Genomic DNA, 15530 nt, shown 5'->3' with positions numbered 1-15530 from the left:
GAGGCACGGACGCGATCACCTGGGACGTGCCTTGCTCGATCCGAATGACCGTTTTCTCACTTGTCGTGGGATTCTCAGATGGCATTACGGCCACCGGAGCCCTGAGTTCGACGGTCCTCCACGCCGGCACTACAGCCTGCACTATACGTATCGGAATGGCGACCAGATGTATGTGGCGTCAAAGGTGCGCAAGGAACGTGGGCGCGTTCCATTCCACCGCCAGTTCGCCATCCTGCGCGCCCTGGGAGACGGCGACCCGCAATCGGTGGTGCGGCCGCCGGTCCGCCCTCGCCGGGGTGGCCGTGACTGGGTGACGGGGCTGGGCAATCGCTGGTTCGTCCGCTCCTATACCGAACACGATCAGAGCCCCGACTGGCTCTCTTTATCACTGGTCAGGGACGCCGCCCGGAAGCTGGCGACCGTCCATCGGACATCGAGCACCATGGATGCCGACGTTCTGCGCACTCCCGCGCACAACCTGCGGGTTTACGACTGGCCGCTCCTGGACGTCCTCGGGCAGAGCGACGCCGTGGTCACCGATATGCGGACACGAGACCGCATTCCCAGACACATCGACATGGTCAGTGCCGGGCTCGGCCGGCTGCGGGCCGAGCGGCGGAGCCTGGATCTCGGACCCGAGGGGCTCACGCACCACGATCTGCGGACCGAGAACATCCTGGTGCGGGACGGCGAGGTCGTGGAGATCGTCGATTGGGACCGGGCGCACTGGGACGTCCAGTGGTACGACGTGACCTTGGCGGGCCTTCATCTGGCCAACCAGCGGCCGGGCGCTCCGCGCTGGGATCTGACGGACGTTTTCCTTGACGCCTATCGGGCCGAGTCCGGAACCGGGCTCTCGGCGGACGCACTGGCATGGCTGTTCCGCTTCACGGCCATCCGGAATCTCGCCGTTTCGCGTTCGCCGGACAAGTGGGCCCGGCTTTTGCCCAGAGTCGAGGAACGGTGGGGGGACGGCGGCCTAGCGTTCGTGAATGATTTTGTCGCCGAGGACCAGGTCGCCCCGGACTTGAACGTCACCGCTGAAGATGGTGGCACCGTTGGGGCCGTCACCGTCGGGTGAGCGTGGCGCGGGGGCGGCGGGACGGTCGCCTGCGCCGGCCAGGTACATCCAGGCGTCGGTGGTGGTCTCCTTGACCGTTACCGAGACGCGTTCGAAGGCTCGCGGGTCGATCGGGCCGTGCAGGTGCGCGACGAAGGCGTCGTAGACGAACGTTGAGACGATGAAGCCCAGGTCGGCGCCCGAGGCGGCGAGCGCCGCCTTCAGGACGGGGGCCTCCAGCAGGCGGGCGGTCTGGATGATGACCTGGCCGCCCAGGCCCTCGGCGTCCGGGATGACCGGGCCGACGTGCAGGGCGACGCGGAGCTGGACGCGGACGGAGTGGCTCGCGCGGTGGTTGTGCCCGCGGAGCGCCGCGGCCAGGTGGCCGGCGAGCGGGTCCACGAGGGACGCGGTGGGGACGGCGGGCGAGACGACGACCAGGGCTCCGTCGCCGCGGTCCTCGCGGTAGAAGTCCGCGGACGCGACGCCCGAGGCGTCCAGCGCGGACAGCAGGACACCATAGGTGACGTCGCGGACGACCCTGCGGTCGTCGTCATCGCGGGAGGGGTCGCCGAACCCGGCGACGTCGCAGAAGAGGACGGAGCAGTTCAGCCCCGACCAGGTCGCGAGGGCGCCCGCGGGGGCGCGGTCGAGCGGCGCGTCCACGGTACGAGTGAACGCCCCGGCGGGCCCGCCGTCCATGTCATGGGACACACATGGGATACAGAACGCCCGGCTTCGCCGCCGAGGCCGCTGGTGGGACACGTCGCCGGGGACGCTAGTGGGACACTCCGCGGGCGCCGTGGCGGCGGAGTTCGCGCGGGCTGACGCCGAAGCGCTGCCGGAACGCGTGGCTCAGCGCGCTGGCGGAGGAGAACCCGGTGGCGTGCGCGAGGTCGGTGATGGTGACGTGCCGGTCGAGCGGGTTGCGCAGCCGGTCCCGGACGAGCCGCAGCCGCTCCTCGCGGATCAGCTCGCGCGGCGTGGTCCCGGCCCGTTGCAGCGCGAGCTGCACCTGGCGCAGCGACCAGCCGAGGTCCTGCGCCATCGCGGCGCCGGTCAGGCCGGGGTCGGTGGCGTGCTCGCGGACGTAGCGGCGCACGACCGCCTCCACCTCGGCGAGATGGCCGGGCGCGGGCGGATGCTCGCCGCCGCCGAGGAGCAGGCACAGCAGCTCGGTGATCCGGTCGCAGGCGGCGTCGAACTGCGGCCCGGTGAGCGCACCGCGTTCCTCGCCGACGGCCCGCACCATGTCGGCGACGACGCGGCCGAGGCCGGTGGACAGGTCGAGCCCGGTCACCGGGAGGGACGGGGCGCTCAGCCGGCCGTCCATCTCGTGCGCGGGGATCGTCATGACGAGCGCGCGGGCGGGCCGCGGCTGGACGACCCGGAACGGGGCCGCCGGTGCGATGAGGCCGCCCGTCCCCGGCCGGAGCCGGGCCTCCCGGCCGTCCTGGAGCATCAGCATCTCGCCGTGCAGCGGCAGCAGGAACCGGTAGCCGCGGTCGCGGCGCGCCTGGCCCGCGGTGCGGACGTACTCGGCCTTGTCCGCCAGGTAGAGGACGAGCCGGTAGGCCGCGCCGCCCTGCCGGGCCGGCCCGCCGAGCACGTCGTCCACCGCAGGCCCTTCCGTCCGCGGCCGGGCAGGCCCGGCGTGAAGATCGCTCTCGCGTGAGAGTAGTACGATCGCCGTCGCCGAATCAGCCGAATACCCCGGAAAGTAGTGCGATTCAGACGGTGGGTGATCTTCCAATGCGCTCGGCGGCAAGTTCTCTGCGCGCGGGCACAAGCACCGCACCGGACACCCGTCCTACGGTGCCGAAACTGCGGCGTATCCGCGCCGTCCGAAACCCCCCACCAGCCACGAGACGGGCCGCCGGGTGTCGTGGAATCCGGCCGGTCCACCTCACCCGAATCCCTGCAGGGAGGATCTGATGGAGCTATTCCTCCTGGCGGCGGCGTTCGTCGTCGTGGCGGCCGCCGGCATCGCCGCCGCCGTCCAGCTGGTACGGCAGCGGCAGGAGACGGCCGGGCTCCGCGCGCAGAACGCCGTCCTGGCCCGCGGTCTCGACCTGCGCGAGAGGGAGCTGCGGCACCTGGCGGACGTCCGGCTGCCCGAGCTCATGGAGTCGCTGCACAACCCCGGCGTGCGCGTCGCCGGCCCGCTGCACGACCTGGACCGCGAGGCGCCCGCCTACGGTCAGGCGCTGCGGACCGTGATGGAGCTGTTCGCCGGCTCGGCCGCGCGCGTCCGGGAGCGGGCCGACCTGTCCGCCAAGTCGACGCTCCGGGCGATGATGCGCGCCGTGCAGAGCCTCGCCAACGAGCAGCAGCTCGCCATCTCGCACATGCAGGAGCGCCACGACGACCCGGACGTCCTGGAGGGCCTGCTCCGCATCGACCACATGAACGCCCAGCTCGGGCGGCGCGCCCAGGCCACCGCGGTGCTGTGCGGGTCGTGGCCGGGCCAGCAGCGCTCGGCGTCCTCGATGAGCGACGTGGTGCGCGGCGCGACCGGCCGCATCCGCGACTACCTGCGCGTCAACCTGCAGGGACCGCTGAACACCGCGGTGACCAGCCGGGCCGTGGAGCCGATCGTGCTGACCCTCGCCGAGCTGCTGGACAACGCGGCCCGGCACTCGCGTCCCGACACCACCGTCGAGGTCAACTTCCAGGCCACGCACAACGGCGTCGCCATCATGATCGACGACGCGGGCGTCGCGATGGACGTCGAGGAGATGCAGCGCGCGTCCGAGCTGCTGTCCGGCGACGCCTCGGTCGACATCCACCGGCTCGGCGACCCGCCCCGCGTCGGGTTCGCGGTCGCGGGCGTCCTCGCCGCCCGGTACGGGTTCCGGGTGTCGGTCGACACCCGCTCCCCCTACGGCGGCGTCCGCGCCGTCGTGTTCGTGCCGACCGCGCTGCTCGCCGCCGTCCCGGACGAGCGCAGAGCCGAACCGTCCGCCGCGCCCCGCCCGGCGGAGGAGCAGTCCGCGTCCACCGGGGCCGAGGCCCCCTCCACCTCGGGCGGCCTGCCCAAGCGAAGTCGCGTCGCGGTCGCCGAACGTCCCGCCGGGACGGCCGGCGAGGAAGCCGGCCCCGGCACGCGGGACACCGGGGAGCATCCGTCGGCCAGGCCGGCCCGGGACACCGCCGCCGGCCTCGGCGCCTGGCAGCGCGGAACCCGGTCCGGCCGCGCAGCCGCATCGCCCGACGACGACGGCCCGGGCATCGAGAGCAAGGATCTGCGGCCATGAACGAGGGATGGAACGGCGCGATGGACCACGGTACGAACCGGCTCGGCTGGATGCTGGACGACGCGCTGCGGATGCCGGAGACCCGCTACGCGATCCTGCTGTCGGCCGACGGCCTGCTCATGGCGCACTCCGAACGGATCAGCCGGGACGAGGCGGAGCGGCAGGCCGCGGGCATGGCGGGCCTGCAGTCGCTCGCCCGCAGCACCGCCGAGTTCTGCGGGAACGCCGACACGACCTGGCGGCAGACGGTGAACGAGTTCGACGACGGGTACGTGTTCCTCGTCGCCGCCGGGCCCGGCGCGTACCTGGCGGTGTCGGCGACACAGCACGTGGACATGGAGACCGTGTCGTTCCGGCTCCAGGAACTCGTGCAACGGCTGGGCAAGGAGATGACCAGCCCGCCGCGTCCCGGGGCGGGCCGTCCCGCATGACTCCGCGCCGGAATGAGCGGTCCCTCGTCCGCCCGCACGTCGTCACCGGCGGGCGCGCGCACCCGACCCGCAACGTGTTCGACCTCGTCACCCTCGTGATCGCCACCGGCGACCTGCCGCGCACCGGGCTGTCCCCGGAGAAGCTCCGCATCGTCGAGCTGTGCCGCGGCGGCGCGCTGTCGGTCGTCGAGATCTCCGGGCATCTGAGCCTGCCCGTCGGGGTCACCAAGGTGCTGCTCTCCGACCTCGTCGACAGCGGGCACCTCACCACCCGGGCCGCCGCGCCCGCCGCCCAGCAGTCGAAGGTCCGGCTCCTTCAGGAGGTGCTCGATGGACTCCGCGCTCGCCTCTGACTCGCGCTATCTGCGGGAGAGCGTCCGGACGGCCGTCAAGATCCTCATCGTGGGGCACTTCGCCGTCGGCAAGACCACCTACGTCGGGACGCTGTCGGAGATCCGGCCGCTGCGCACCGAGGAGCGGATGACGCAGGCCGGCGCGTCCGTGGACGACCTCGCCGGCATCAGGGACAAGACGACCACCACCGTCGCGATGGACTTCGGCCGCCTCACCCTCAGCGACGACCTCGTCCTGTACCTGTTCGGCGCGCCTGGGCAGCAGCGCTTCACCCGGCTGTGGGACGACCTGGCGCGCGGCGCCCTCGGCGCGCTGATCCTGGTGGACACCACCCGGCTCAAGGAGTCGTTCGCCGTCATGGACATCGTGGAGAAGCAGGGCCTCCCGTACGCGGTGGCCGTCAACCACTTCGACGGCTCGCCGGTGTTCCCGGACGCCGAGATCCGCGAGGCCCTCGACCTCGCCCCGGCGACGCCGCTCGTCACCTGCGACGCCCGCGACCGCAGATCGTCCACCAAGGCGCTGATCTCGCTCGTCGACCACCTGCTCACCCTGGACGAGGGGGAGACGCCATGACCACCGGCCACGTGCGCACCGAACCCGAGCGGATCGCGCTGTACGGCCCGGAGTTCGCCAGGGACCCGCAGCGCGCCTACGCCCGGATGCGCGCCTGCGGCGACCTCGCGCCCGTCGAACTGTCGCCGGGCGTCCCGGCCACGCTCGTCCTCGGCTACGACGCCGCGCTGGAGATCCTGCGCGACCCCGGCACGTTCCCGCGCACCAGCGAGGTGTGGGAGGCGGCGGTCGGCCCCGAGTGCCCGGTGCTGCCGATGATGATGGCGCGGCCCAACGCCCTGTTCACCAACGGCGCCGTCCACGCCCGGCTGCGGTCGGTGATCGTCGACAGCCTGGACCGGGTCGACCCGGTGTCGCTGCGCGAGTACGTCCAGCGCCACGCCGACACCCTCATCGACCGGTTCGCCGGCGACGGCAAGGCCGACCTCATCGGCCAGTACTCGCGGACGCTGCCGCTGCTGGTCTTCAACGAGATGTTCGGCTGCCCGCACGACATCGGCGACAAGCTCGTCCGGGGCATGAGCGCCATCTTCGACACCGTCTCCGCCGAGGAGGGCAACGCGCTGCTCGGGGAGGCCACCGGCGAACTGGTGGCGTACAAGCGCCGGAAGCCGGGCGCGGACGTGACGTCCTGGATGATGAGCCACCCCGCCGGGCTCGACGACCTGGAGATGGTCCACCAGCTCATCCTGCTGGTCGGCGCCGGCACGGAGCCGGAGCAGAACCTCATCGCCAACGGCATCCGGCTGCTGCTGTCGGACGAGCGGTTCGGCGGCGACCTGTCCAGCGGCAGCCTGCCCGTCGACGACGCCCTCGACGAGATCCTGTGGACCGACCCGCCGATGGCGAACTACGGGACGACCTTCCCCCGGCAGGACGTCGACTTCCACGGGTACCACCTGCCCGCCCACCAGCCCGTGCTGGTCAGCTACGCGGCGGCGAACACCGACCCGTCCCGGGCGACGGCCGACCGCAAGGGCAACCGGGCCCACCTGTCCTATGCGGGCGGGCCGCACACCTGCCCGGCCAAGGGCCACTCCCGGCTCATCGCGTCCGTGGCGATCGAGCAGCTCCTCGACCGGCTGCCCGACGTGGAACTGGCCGTCCCCGCGGACCGGCTGGAATGGCGGCCCGGCCCGTTCCACCGCGCGCTGACCGCGCTTCCGGTCACGTTCCCGCCCGTGTGGGACCGTCCGTAGCCGCACCCTCCGACGCGGCGCGGAGCGCTCCGACGACGGCGGTGAGCTGGGTGATCAGGCCGGCCACGCTGGTCTGGTCGACGCCGTTGACGGTGACGGTGCGCAGCTCGTCCGGCTTCGGCAGGGCCGCCATGATCTGCGGCAGCGCGGAGATGAGCCGCGTCTGGACGGCCGCCGGCGTCCGCTCGTTCTCCAGCGCGGCGCGGGCGCCGTCCCGCTCCAGGTCGAGGAGCGCCTGCTCGTGCCGGGACCGGGCGCGCAGGTCGGCGACGGCCAGCTCGCCCTCCGCCCGGAGCCGCGCCAGCTCGTGGTCGCGCTCGATCCGCAGCCGTCCCGTCTCGGCCTCCTCCTCGTGCCGCTCCCGCTCCATCCGCAGCGCGTGCCGCGTCGTCTCCGTCTGCAGCTCGGCGACCTCGCGGGCGTCGTCGTGCTCGCGCCGCGTACGGCGCGCCTTCTCCGTCGCCTCGGTGTCGAACAGCTGCGACTCGTTGCGGGCGCGCAGCTCGGCCAGCTCCCGCTCGTGCTCCAGCCGCTGCGTCTCCTTGATCCGGGCGGCGGCCATCTCGCGCTGCGCGACCGCCTCCTCGGCCTGCAGCTCGGCCAGCCGCGCGATCTGCCCCTGCTCGGCCCGGTACGGCTTCTGCAGGTTCTCCCAGAGCCGGGACGAGCTGACCACCGCCTCCTTGATCTGCACGGTGACGATGCGCAGGCCGAGGCCCTGGTCGCCGTTGTCCTCTCCCTCGGCCACCGCGCGCAGCCGGGCGGTCAGCTCCTCGATGATCGGCTGCTTGTCGCTGAGGACGTCCCGGACCCCCATCGTGGAGACCTTGTCCTTGATCGCCGCCTCCGCCTGCTCGCGGAGCTGCAGGTTGACCAGCCGCATCGGGTCGTCGGAGTCACCGAAGTCGAGCTTGCGGTAGGCGATGCCGAAGTCCTGGATGATCCACTGCACGTAGCCCTGGACGAGCACGCCCTGCAGCTCGCGGCAGATGCAGTACGCGTTGATCAGGATCGTCTGCGTCGCACCCGGCACCACGAGGAACGAGTCGGTGGACGGGTTGAACCGGAACGACACCCCGAGCCCGACGTGCAGCGGCTCGGGCCGCCCGCGCCGGGTGTGCACGACGAACGCGTTCGGCGGGACGAGCACGTTCTTCCACCGCCAGAACCCGCTGATCCGCACGTCCACCGGGCCGGGCGCCGGGCGGTCGCCCGCCCCGCCGCCGAGCGCACGGTCGCGTTTGGCCAGCGGGCCCGGCGGCGGCGGAACCGCGCCGGGCGCGGCGGGCGGCGCCGGCTGGGAGCGCCGGGCCCTCAGGTCGTCCTCCAGAACCGCCTGCTGCGCGACGACCTTCTCCAGATACGTGTTTCCCTGGTCGGGGGCGCTCATCTCGCTCCTCGGGATCGGCTTGGCCGATACATTAATGAACCCCCGGGGCCGGTGTGCGCGTATTTCCGGCCGTGACGACACATGAGGCGACACGGGCCTACGAGGCGGCACCGGAACCCCGGACCGACAAGCCGATGCTCGTCATCGGCGCCGCGGCGATCGCGCTGGTCGTCCTCGCGCTCGTGGTGCGGCTGGGCGGCGCGTTCAGCGACACCGCGACGCCGGGGCTGTCCCAGTCGGGGGCGCTGGCCAAGGTCGGCCTCTCGGTCGCGAAGCTCGGTGGCGACGTCGCCGCCGTCCTCACCGCGGGGTGGCTGCTGGTCGCCGCCGTGTTCGTCCCCGGGTCCTCCGAGGCCGGCCGGCGCTGCCTGAGCGCCGCGTCCCTGACCGCGATGGCCTGGGCCGTGTGCACCCTCGCGCTGATCGTTTTCAGCGTCCTGGACCTGTTCGGGACCGGCCTCACGAGCGTCACCGGCGACATGATGCGGACGTTCCTGATCGAGCTGCCGCAGGGCCGGGCGCTGTTCATCGTCCTCGCGGTCGCGGTCGTCCTGTCGGTCGCGGCGAGCACGCCCCGCGCCGGCGGCGGGGCCGGCTACCTGCTCGCCGGGGCGCTCGCCGGGATGCTGCCGCCGCTGTTCACCGGGCACGCCGCGAGCGGCGCGAACCACGCGCTCGCCGTCTACAGCCTCGTCGCCCATGTCGCGGGCGTCGCGCTGTGGATCGGCGGGCTCGTCGCCCTGGTCACCGTCGCGCCGTACGTCCGCGACCGGCTCCCCGAGGTCGTCGGGCGCTACAGCGGGCTGGCGCTCGTGTCGTTCGCCGTCGTCGGTGTCAGCGGCGCCGTGAACGCCTGGGTGCGGCTCGGCGGCGTCCACCTCGGCTCCCGGTACGGGATGCTGGTCGTCGCGAAGGCCGTCGCGCTCGCCGTTCTCGGCGGGCTGGGGTGGTGGCACCGCCGCGCCACGATCCCCGCGCTGCGGGACGGCAGGGGCGCGCGGCCGTTCCTGCGCCTCGGGACCGTCGAGATCCTCGTCATGACGGCGACGATGGCGCTCGCCGCCGGGCTGTCCCGCACGCCCCCGCCGGAGAACGTCCCCGACACCCTCGACCCGGTCACGCTGCGCCTCGGGTTCCCGCTGCCCGGCCCCGCCGGGCTCGGCCCGTACCTGGCGGACTGGTGGATCGACCCGCTGTTCTTCGTGCTGATCCTGGCCGGCGCCGGCCTGTACGGGGCGGGCGTCGCGCGGGTGGGCGACTGGCCGTGGCGGCGGATCGCCTCCTGGGACGCCGGGCTCCTCGTCGTGCTGGTCGCCACGTGCGGCGGCCTCTCCCGGTACAGCATGGTGCTGTTCGGCGCCCATGCCCTGCAGCACGTTCTCGTCGGGCTGGTGGCGCCCGCGCTGCTGCTCTACGGGGCGCCGGTCCGGCTGGCGCTCAAGGCGACGCGGGGCGAGACCCGGCGGCTGGTCGCGGCCGCCGCCGGATGCCGGGGGGTGCGCGTGCTCGGCCACCCGGTCGTCTCGTCGCTGCTGCTCCTGCTCAGCCTCTACGCGTGGTACCCGTCGCCGCTGTTCGGGCCGTCCCTCGGCAACCACGCACTGCACTCGCTCGCGATGGTCGCCTTCCTGATCGTCGGCCTGGCGTACTTCCATGGGACGACGGGCACGCTGATGCCGTTCGCCATCCTGCCGCTCCACGTCATCGCCGGGACGGCGCTGATGCGGGACGACACCGTCTTCGACCACTGGTACGAGCACCTCGGCCGCCGCTGGGGCGCGTCACCGCTGGAGGACCAGCAGCACGGCGTCCTGCTTCTCTGGACGGCCACCGCCGCCGTCACGATCGCCGTCGCGGTGGCCTACGAGCTCTACTGGCGGGGACGCCGGTCCACCACGCGGCTGAGCGCCTCCACCACGGTCGGGTCGTACTCGGCGGCCGAGTCCAGCCGCAGCCTCTCCAGCACGGCGGCGCCCCGGTCCCGGTCGGCCGAGTCGCCGACCAGGTCGTCGTAGGCGTTGGCGACCTTGATGATGCGGCCGGCGAGCGGCGGCGGGATCGGGCGCTCCCCCGAGTCGCCGGACGGCTCGCGTCCCGCCCGGTAGGGGTGCGACGACAGCTGGACGATGTGCGCGACCCGGTCCAGCACCCCGGTCTGTTTGATCACCTCGGCGCCCAGCTCGGCGATGCGGCGCTGCTCGGCCGGGGACGCCAGCACGGTCGCGCCGCCCGGGATCGGGTCGCCGAGGGACAGCTGCCCGATGTCGTGCATGAGCGCCGCGTACTCCAGTTCGAGCAGCTCCTCCTCCGACATCCCGAGCTCGCGCCCCATCTGCACCGCGAACATCGACACCCGGCGCGAGTGGCCCGCCTCCACGTAGCCGCCGACCTCGGTGACCCGGGACAGCGCCCGGACGGTCTGCAGGTATGTCGCGCGGATCCCGGCGTACCGGCGGAACGCGAACTGCGTCACCAGGATCGGCACCGTGAAGATCAGCAGCGCGGCCTTGCCCATCGCCGTCGTGGCGACCGCGATCAGCATGGCGGTCGCGCTGGTCGCGGCGCACAGCGCGATCTTCGCGTCGATCTCGTCCCGCAGCGCGATGCCGAACCGCGCCCGCACGGCCTCCGCCCGGATCATCGCGGCGATCAGCACGTCGGTGAAGCAGGACGCGGCCACCACCAGGCCCATCAGCGCCAGCAGCAGCTGCCAGGCGAGGCCGAGGGACAGCAGGGGCCGGAAGCACAGCGCGACGACCGCGACGGTGAACAGCCGGCGCGCCATCGCGTCCGGCCGCGGTGACCGGCCGACCGCGATGTGCGGCAGCGAGCCGACCAGCATCCCGACCGCGGTGACCGCGACGACCTGCAGCGCCGAGTGCTCGGCGGCGACGACGCCGAGCGGCGCGTCCGGGGGCGCGCCCTCCGGGCCGACGCCGACCAGCAGCGCGTATCCCATCGCGCCGGCGCCGGCGATCGGCGCGACCTCCCGGTTGCCCGGCATCACCATGCGGAACAGCTCGCCCAGCGCGATCAGCACGCCGAAGATGATCGCGATGTCGGGCTGCGCCAGCCCGACCGCGGCGACCTCGGCGATCGCGACGATGACGAACAGCCCGGCGGTGGCGATCAGCAGCAGCTGGCCGGAGTCGATGGTCTGCCACGCCGCCCGCTCGCGGGCGCGGATCTGACTGCTCATGGACGTCCCGTCACTGGCGCACTTCGTCGCCGCCGGCGACCCGCAGGGGGGTGCTCGGGTCGTCGTGGTCCTGCTGGGTGGTCTCGACGACGTCGTCGTCCGGCAGGACGACCGGCCGCGGCGGCTCCCAGCCGTCCCGCTCCAGCGCCCGCAGGAACGCCTCCACCATCGCCGGGTCGAAGTGGTCGCCCATCCCGCGGCGCAGCTCCTCGACGGCCTCCTCCTTGGTGCGCGCGGCCCGGTAGGAGCGGTTGGAGGTCATCGAGTCGAACGCGTCGGCGACGGAGATGACCCGGGCGAACTCGGGGATCTCGTCCCCGGCGAGGCCCATCGGGTAGCCGCGGCCGTTCATCTTCTCGTGGTGGTGCATGATGCCGGCGAGCGCCTCGTCCAGGAACCCGATCTCCCGGACGATCTCCAGCCCGCGCATCGGGTGCAGCTGGATCGCGGCGAACTCCTCCTCGGTGAGCGAGCCCGACTTCTGCAGCACCTTGGTGGGGACGCCGAGCTTGCCGACGTCGTGCAGCATCCCCGCGTACCGGATCGCCTCGACCCGGTCCGCGCGCATCCCGATCTCCTGCGCGATCATCACCGAGCCGCGGGAGACGCGCTCGGAGTGGCCGCGGGTGTAGAAGTCCTTGGTCTCGACCGCCTGGCACAGCGCGGCGAGGGTGGCGGCGTGCGCCTGCTGCTGCGCGTACGCCTGGTCCATCGCCCAGCGGGCGATGAACAGCGGGAGCAGGACGAGGACGGCTGCGAACGGCCCGACCCGCGGCCACAGCCCGGCGATCAGCAGCCCGACCATGCCGTAGCCGAGGCAGCCGACGGCGAGCTGGCCGCTCTCGTGCAGCAGCTCGCGGGGCGCGGCCTGCCGGCTGAGCAGCAGGACCCCGGCCATCAGGGCCAGGTTGACCAGGACGAAGGTGACCAGGGCGCCGAGGAACGGCCCGATGACGTTCTCCACCCAGCGAGCCTGCTCGGGATGGAACCGGTCACCGCCGAGGAGGTCGAACACCGTCCCGGCGACGAAGCCGCTGAGCGCGAACTGCGCGCCGTTGAAGACCCGCTTGACCGGGGCGAAGAACCGCTGCCCGGTGACCAGGGCGCACAGGCCGAGCAGCGCGGCGCCGACCGGGCCGAGCAGCACCACCGAGGCCAGGCTCGCGGCGAAGCTCAGCGACACCCTGGCCCGGGTGATGTTCAGCCGTGCGGGCGCCGAGTCGCAGATCAGGAACAGCAGGGCCAGGACGGCCAGCTTCGTCCAGTCGAGATCCGCGAAGGACGACGTCGCGATGAGACCCGCCGCAAGGGCGACCACACCACAGACGTACGCCCAGGCAGCGAGAGGTAGTCCACGCATTTGCCGCCCCTCGGGGAGTGACGAATGGCGGGCCGCCGCCGGGCTCACACGTGCCTGCCGGCACCTAGACCCAGGACACGCCCTTGGTCATCATCAGCGACGACGCCGGGGCGCCCGGGCGTCCGCCGCGTTCCTCCGGCATCACGCGCTTGAGCATGGCTCCTTGCCTCCCCCCAGCCGAACCGGGCCGTCCGGCCTCGCGGCCGGCCACCGGGACCGGTGCGGTCCAGGTTTCCCGGGCGAGCACATACCCCGAATTCACCGGAGTGCACGCGCTCCCGTCGCTGATTTCGGCACAAGCCTAACGCGAACTGCCCAGGTCACACAGGCATGCGGGAAAACGTGAGCAAAGCGTGAGTCATTCGTCACCTTAAGTGATCAATTGTCGCGGCGGAATACTCGCGCCGCACCCGCACAATCTGTCTGCACAACCAGAATGCACGTGCATCCGCGAATGCACCCTCATAAACCCAGGAAGGAGCCCCAAAACGGCATCTTGCGGGATTAGGACAAGGGGGCCATTCAGTCGTGCGCGGCGTCCCGCTCCCGCGCCCAGGCGACCGTCTCGGCGAGCCCCTCGGGCAGGCCGACCTCCGGCTGCCAGCCGAGCGCCTCCTGCGTCTCCCGCGGGTCGACGGACATCGCGGGCAGGTCGCCGAGCCGGGGCGGCGCGAACTCCGGATCGTCCGGCGCGCCCGCCGCCTCGGCGACGAGCGAGTGCAGGTCACGGTCGTTCGTCTGCACGCCGGTGCCCACGTTGAAGCGCCGCCCGCCGCCCACGTCCCCCGCCGCGCGGGCGAACGCGTCCACGACGTCCAGGACGTAGACGTAGTCGCGGGTCTGGGTGCCGTCGCCGAACACCTTGGTCGGACGGCCGGACAGCAGCGCGTCCGTGAAGATCGAGATGACGCCCGCCTCGCCCTCGGGCGTCTGCCGCGGCCCGTAGACGTTCGCCAGCGTCAGCGTCGTGAAGTCGATGCCGTGCAGCTGCCGGTACATCCCGGCGTAGACCTCGCCGGACACCTTCGACGCCGCGTACGGGGAGGCGGGCCGCAGCTCGGCGTCCGGGGGGACGGGCAGCGCGTCCGGCACCCCGTACACCGCGCAGCTGGAGGTGAACACGACCTTGCGCCCGCCGGCCGCCCGCGCGGCCTCCAGGACGTTGGCCGTCCCGACCACGTTGGTGCGGGCGTCGCCCAGCGGATCGGCCACGCTGAGCCGGACGCTGACCTGGGCGGCGAGGTGGCAGATCACCTCGGGGCGCCGGACCGCCGCCTTCTCCACGAGGGCCGGGTCGGTGACGTCCATCTCCCACAGCTCGAGGCCGGGGCGGACGTTGGCGCCGGACGACATGTCGTCGACGCCGATGACCTCGTGGCCGTCCGAGAGGAGCCTGTCGACGAGATGGGAACCGATGAATCCGGCCGCGCCGGTGACGAGTGCGAGCACACCGGCAAGATACCGGCGGTCAGGCGTTCTCGGTCTTGCCGGCGCTTCCGGACGACTGGATCTCGCCGCAGATCTCCTCGATGCGGCCGAGCACCTTGGCGCGCAGGTCGGTCGGCGCCTGCTCGCAGCCGCAGGACTTGTTCACGAGCTTCTTGACGGCCTCTTCGAGCCCGTACTCGCGCAGGCAGGGGCCGCACTCGTCGAGGTGCTGGCGTACCTCGCCGCAGCCGCCCTGGTCGAGCTCACCGTCGAGATAGGTGTAGACCCGGGCGAGGACCTCGTCGCACGGCGTCTCGTGGTGGTTGCCGCAGCTCATGATGACCCCCTGCTCGCGCGGGTGAGCCCGCGCTCTTCAGCGTAGTCCTCCAGCATGCCGCGCAACTGGCGCCGGCCCCGGTGCAGACGGGACATCACCGTGCCGATGGGCGTGCCCATGATCTCGGCGATCTCCTTGTACGCGAAGCCCTCGACGTCGGCGAGGTAGACGGCGATGCGGAACTCCTCCGGCAGGTCCTGCAGCGCCCGCTTCACGTCGGAGTCGGGCAGGTGCTCCAGCGCCTCGGCCTCCGCGGACTTAAGCCCGCTGGAGGTGTGCGACTCGGCGCGCGCGATCTGCCAGTCCTCGATGTCCTCGGTGGCGGCCTGCTGCGGCTGGCGCTGCTTCTTGCGGTAGGAGTTGATGAACGTGTTGGTGAGGATGCGGTAGAGCCACGCCTTGAGGTTGGTGCCTTCCTTGAACTGGTGGAAGGACGCGAACGCCTTGGCGAAGGTCTCCTGAACGAGGTCCTCGGCATCCGCCGGGTTGCGCGTCATGCGCAGCGCGGCCGAATAAAGCTGGTCCAAGAACGGGAGCACGTCGCGCTGGAAGCGCTCCTGGCGCTGCTCCACGGTCTCCGTGGTGCCCGGTACCTGACCCACCCCCTCGGCTGTGATGGCGCCCTTGCCCATGACCGGGCTGCCCTTGACAGGGCCGGCGGCGCCGTTTCCCACAGACGATATCGGTCCGCGCGGCCTGCTCACGCGGGCGGGTGCCCGCGCGCCGCCGCGGGGCGCCGCCGTACCCGCCCTCGGCTGCTGATCGGCGACGGCTGTGGTCATCTGGTTCGCACCTCCGCTGTACTGGGCTGTGAGACGGTGCAACACCGGAACTCCCCCGCCGATTCCCCGGCGATTCCCCGGCGGGGGAGGCCTGCCGGACACCGGGTCGCAGCAGCCCGTCCCTCACTCAGGGTGATGACCGGCCCTGGACGGGGAA

14 protein-coding genes and 1 pseudogene are annotated in these 15530 nt (G+C 72.4%); 7 read left to right on the top strand and 8 right to left on the bottom strand.

Features of this window, described 5'->3' with window-relative positions; all coding sequences use genetic code 11:
* Positions 1–31: 31 nt before the first annotated feature.
* Entirely contained in the window at positions 32–1081 is a 1050-nt protein-coding gene (locus ACQPZP_RS11080; protein ID WP_433477543.1) for a phosphotransferase, read from the top strand.
* Here the strand turns inward: ACQPZP_RS11080 and ACQPZP_RS11075 are convergent.
* Both ACQPZP_RS11075 and ACQPZP_RS11070 read right to left on the bottom strand, forming a co-directional pair.
* The gene (locus tag ACQPZP_RS11075) at positions 980–1774 is read right to left on the bottom strand and encodes a hypothetical protein (RefSeq protein WP_433477542.1); all 795 of its coding nucleotides are present in this window, start codon (positions 1772–1774) and stop codon (positions 980–982) included. The two genes, ACQPZP_RS11080 and ACQPZP_RS11075, sit on opposite strands and share 102 nt — an antisense overlap.
* Positions 1775–1838: 64 nt before the next feature.
* Positions 1839–2678: a helix-turn-helix domain-containing protein gene (locus ACQPZP_RS11070; RefSeq protein WP_433477541.1), complete on the bottom strand. Its 840-nt coding sequence runs from the start codon at positions 2676–2678 to the stop codon at positions 1839–1841.
* A 316-nt stretch (positions 2679–2994) separates the two neighbouring features.
* Here ACQPZP_RS11070 and ACQPZP_RS11065 point away from each other — a divergent pair, with 316 nt between their 5' ends.
* Genes ACQPZP_RS11065 through ACQPZP_RS11045 form a run of 5 tightly spaced genes read left to right on the top strand, consistent with a single transcriptional unit; the run spans position 2995 to position 6877 of the window.
* A complete protein-coding gene (locus ACQPZP_RS11065; RefSeq protein ID WP_433477540.1) occupies positions 2995–4317 on the top strand; it encodes an ATP-binding protein in 1323 nt (440 codons plus the stop codon).
* Positions 4314–4748 (top strand): roadblock/LC7 domain-containing protein, encoded by a 435-nt coding sequence (locus ACQPZP_RS11060; RefSeq protein ID WP_433477539.1) that lies wholly within the window; start codon positions 4314–4316, stop codon positions 4746–4748. Before ACQPZP_RS11065 ends, ACQPZP_RS11060 begins: the two co-directional genes overlap by 4 nt.
* The gene (locus ACQPZP_RS11055; protein WP_433467650.1) at positions 4745–5101 is read left to right on the top strand and encodes a DUF742 domain-containing protein; all 357 of its coding nucleotides are present in this window, start codon (positions 4745–4747) and stop codon (positions 5099–5101) included. The genes ACQPZP_RS11060 and ACQPZP_RS11055 overlap by 4 nt, the downstream gene beginning before the upstream one ends.
* A complete protein-coding gene (locus ACQPZP_RS11050; protein WP_433477538.1) occupies positions 5079–5678 on the top strand; it encodes a GTP-binding protein in 600 nt (199 codons plus the stop codon). Before ACQPZP_RS11055 ends, ACQPZP_RS11050 begins: the two co-directional genes overlap by 23 nt.
* Complete coding sequence (locus ACQPZP_RS11045; RefSeq protein WP_433477537.1) at positions 5675–6877, top strand: cytochrome P450; 1203 nt, start codon at positions 5675–5677, stop codon at positions 6875–6877. The genes ACQPZP_RS11050 and ACQPZP_RS11045 overlap by 4 nt, the downstream gene beginning before the upstream one ends.
* Here ACQPZP_RS11045 and ACQPZP_RS11040 read toward each other — a convergent pair.
* Complete coding sequence (locus tag ACQPZP_RS11040) at positions 6846–8267, bottom strand: SPFH domain-containing protein (protein ID WP_433477536.1); 1422 nt, start codon at positions 8265–8267, stop codon at positions 6846–6848. The genes ACQPZP_RS11045 and ACQPZP_RS11040 overlap by 32 nt on opposite strands.
* Positions 8268–8401: 134 nt before the next feature.
* Between ACQPZP_RS11040 and ACQPZP_RS11035 the strand changes: the two are divergent.
* A pseudogene (locus tag ACQPZP_RS11035) lies at positions 8402–10084 on the top strand (cytochrome c oxidase assembly protein); the annotation flags it as partial.
* Between the two features lie 53 nt (positions 10085–10137).
* Here the strand turns inward: ACQPZP_RS11035 and ACQPZP_RS11030 are convergent.
* The 5 genes from ACQPZP_RS11030 to ACQPZP_RS11010 all read right to left on the bottom strand — a co-directional run bounded on the left by ACQPZP_RS11030 (position 10138) and on the right by ACQPZP_RS11010 (position 15223).
* A complete protein-coding gene (locus ACQPZP_RS11030) occupies positions 10138–11466 on the bottom strand; it encodes an HD-GYP domain-containing protein (RefSeq protein ID WP_433477535.1) in 1329 nt (442 codons plus the stop codon).
* Positions 11467–11476: 10 nt separating this feature from the next.
* Complete coding sequence (locus ACQPZP_RS11025) at positions 11477–12826, bottom strand: HD-GYP domain-containing protein (protein WP_433477534.1); 1350 nt, start codon at positions 12824–12826, stop codon at positions 11477–11479.
* A 522-nt stretch (positions 12827–13348) separates the two neighbouring features.
* Positions 13349–14275 (bottom strand): NAD-dependent epimerase/dehydratase family protein, encoded by a 927-nt coding sequence (locus tag ACQPZP_RS11020; protein WP_433477533.1) that lies wholly within the window; start codon positions 14273–14275, stop codon positions 13349–13351.
* Between the two features lie 19 nt (positions 14276–14294).
* The gene (gene rsrA, locus ACQPZP_RS11015; protein ID WP_433477532.1) at positions 14295–14591 is read right to left on the bottom strand and encodes a mycothiol system anti-sigma-R factor; all 297 of its coding nucleotides are present in this window, start codon (positions 14589–14591) and stop codon (positions 14295–14297) included.
* Positions 14588–15223: a sigma-70 family RNA polymerase sigma factor gene (locus ACQPZP_RS11010; RefSeq protein WP_433479588.1), complete on the bottom strand. Its 636-nt coding sequence runs from the start codon at positions 15221–15223 to the stop codon at positions 14588–14590. Before ACQPZP_RS11010 ends, rsrA begins: the two co-directional genes overlap by 4 nt.
* Positions 15224–15530: the final 307 nt, after the last annotated feature.

Source organism: Spirillospora sp. CA-142024 (assembly GCF_050942325.1).
In the GTDB taxonomy this organism is placed as follows: domain Bacteria; phylum Actinomycetota; class Actinomycetes; order Streptosporangiales; family Streptosporangiaceae; genus Spirillospora.
The sequence above is the reverse complement of the archived record's forward strand: the minus strand, read 5'-3'. Positions and strand labels throughout refer to the sequence as shown.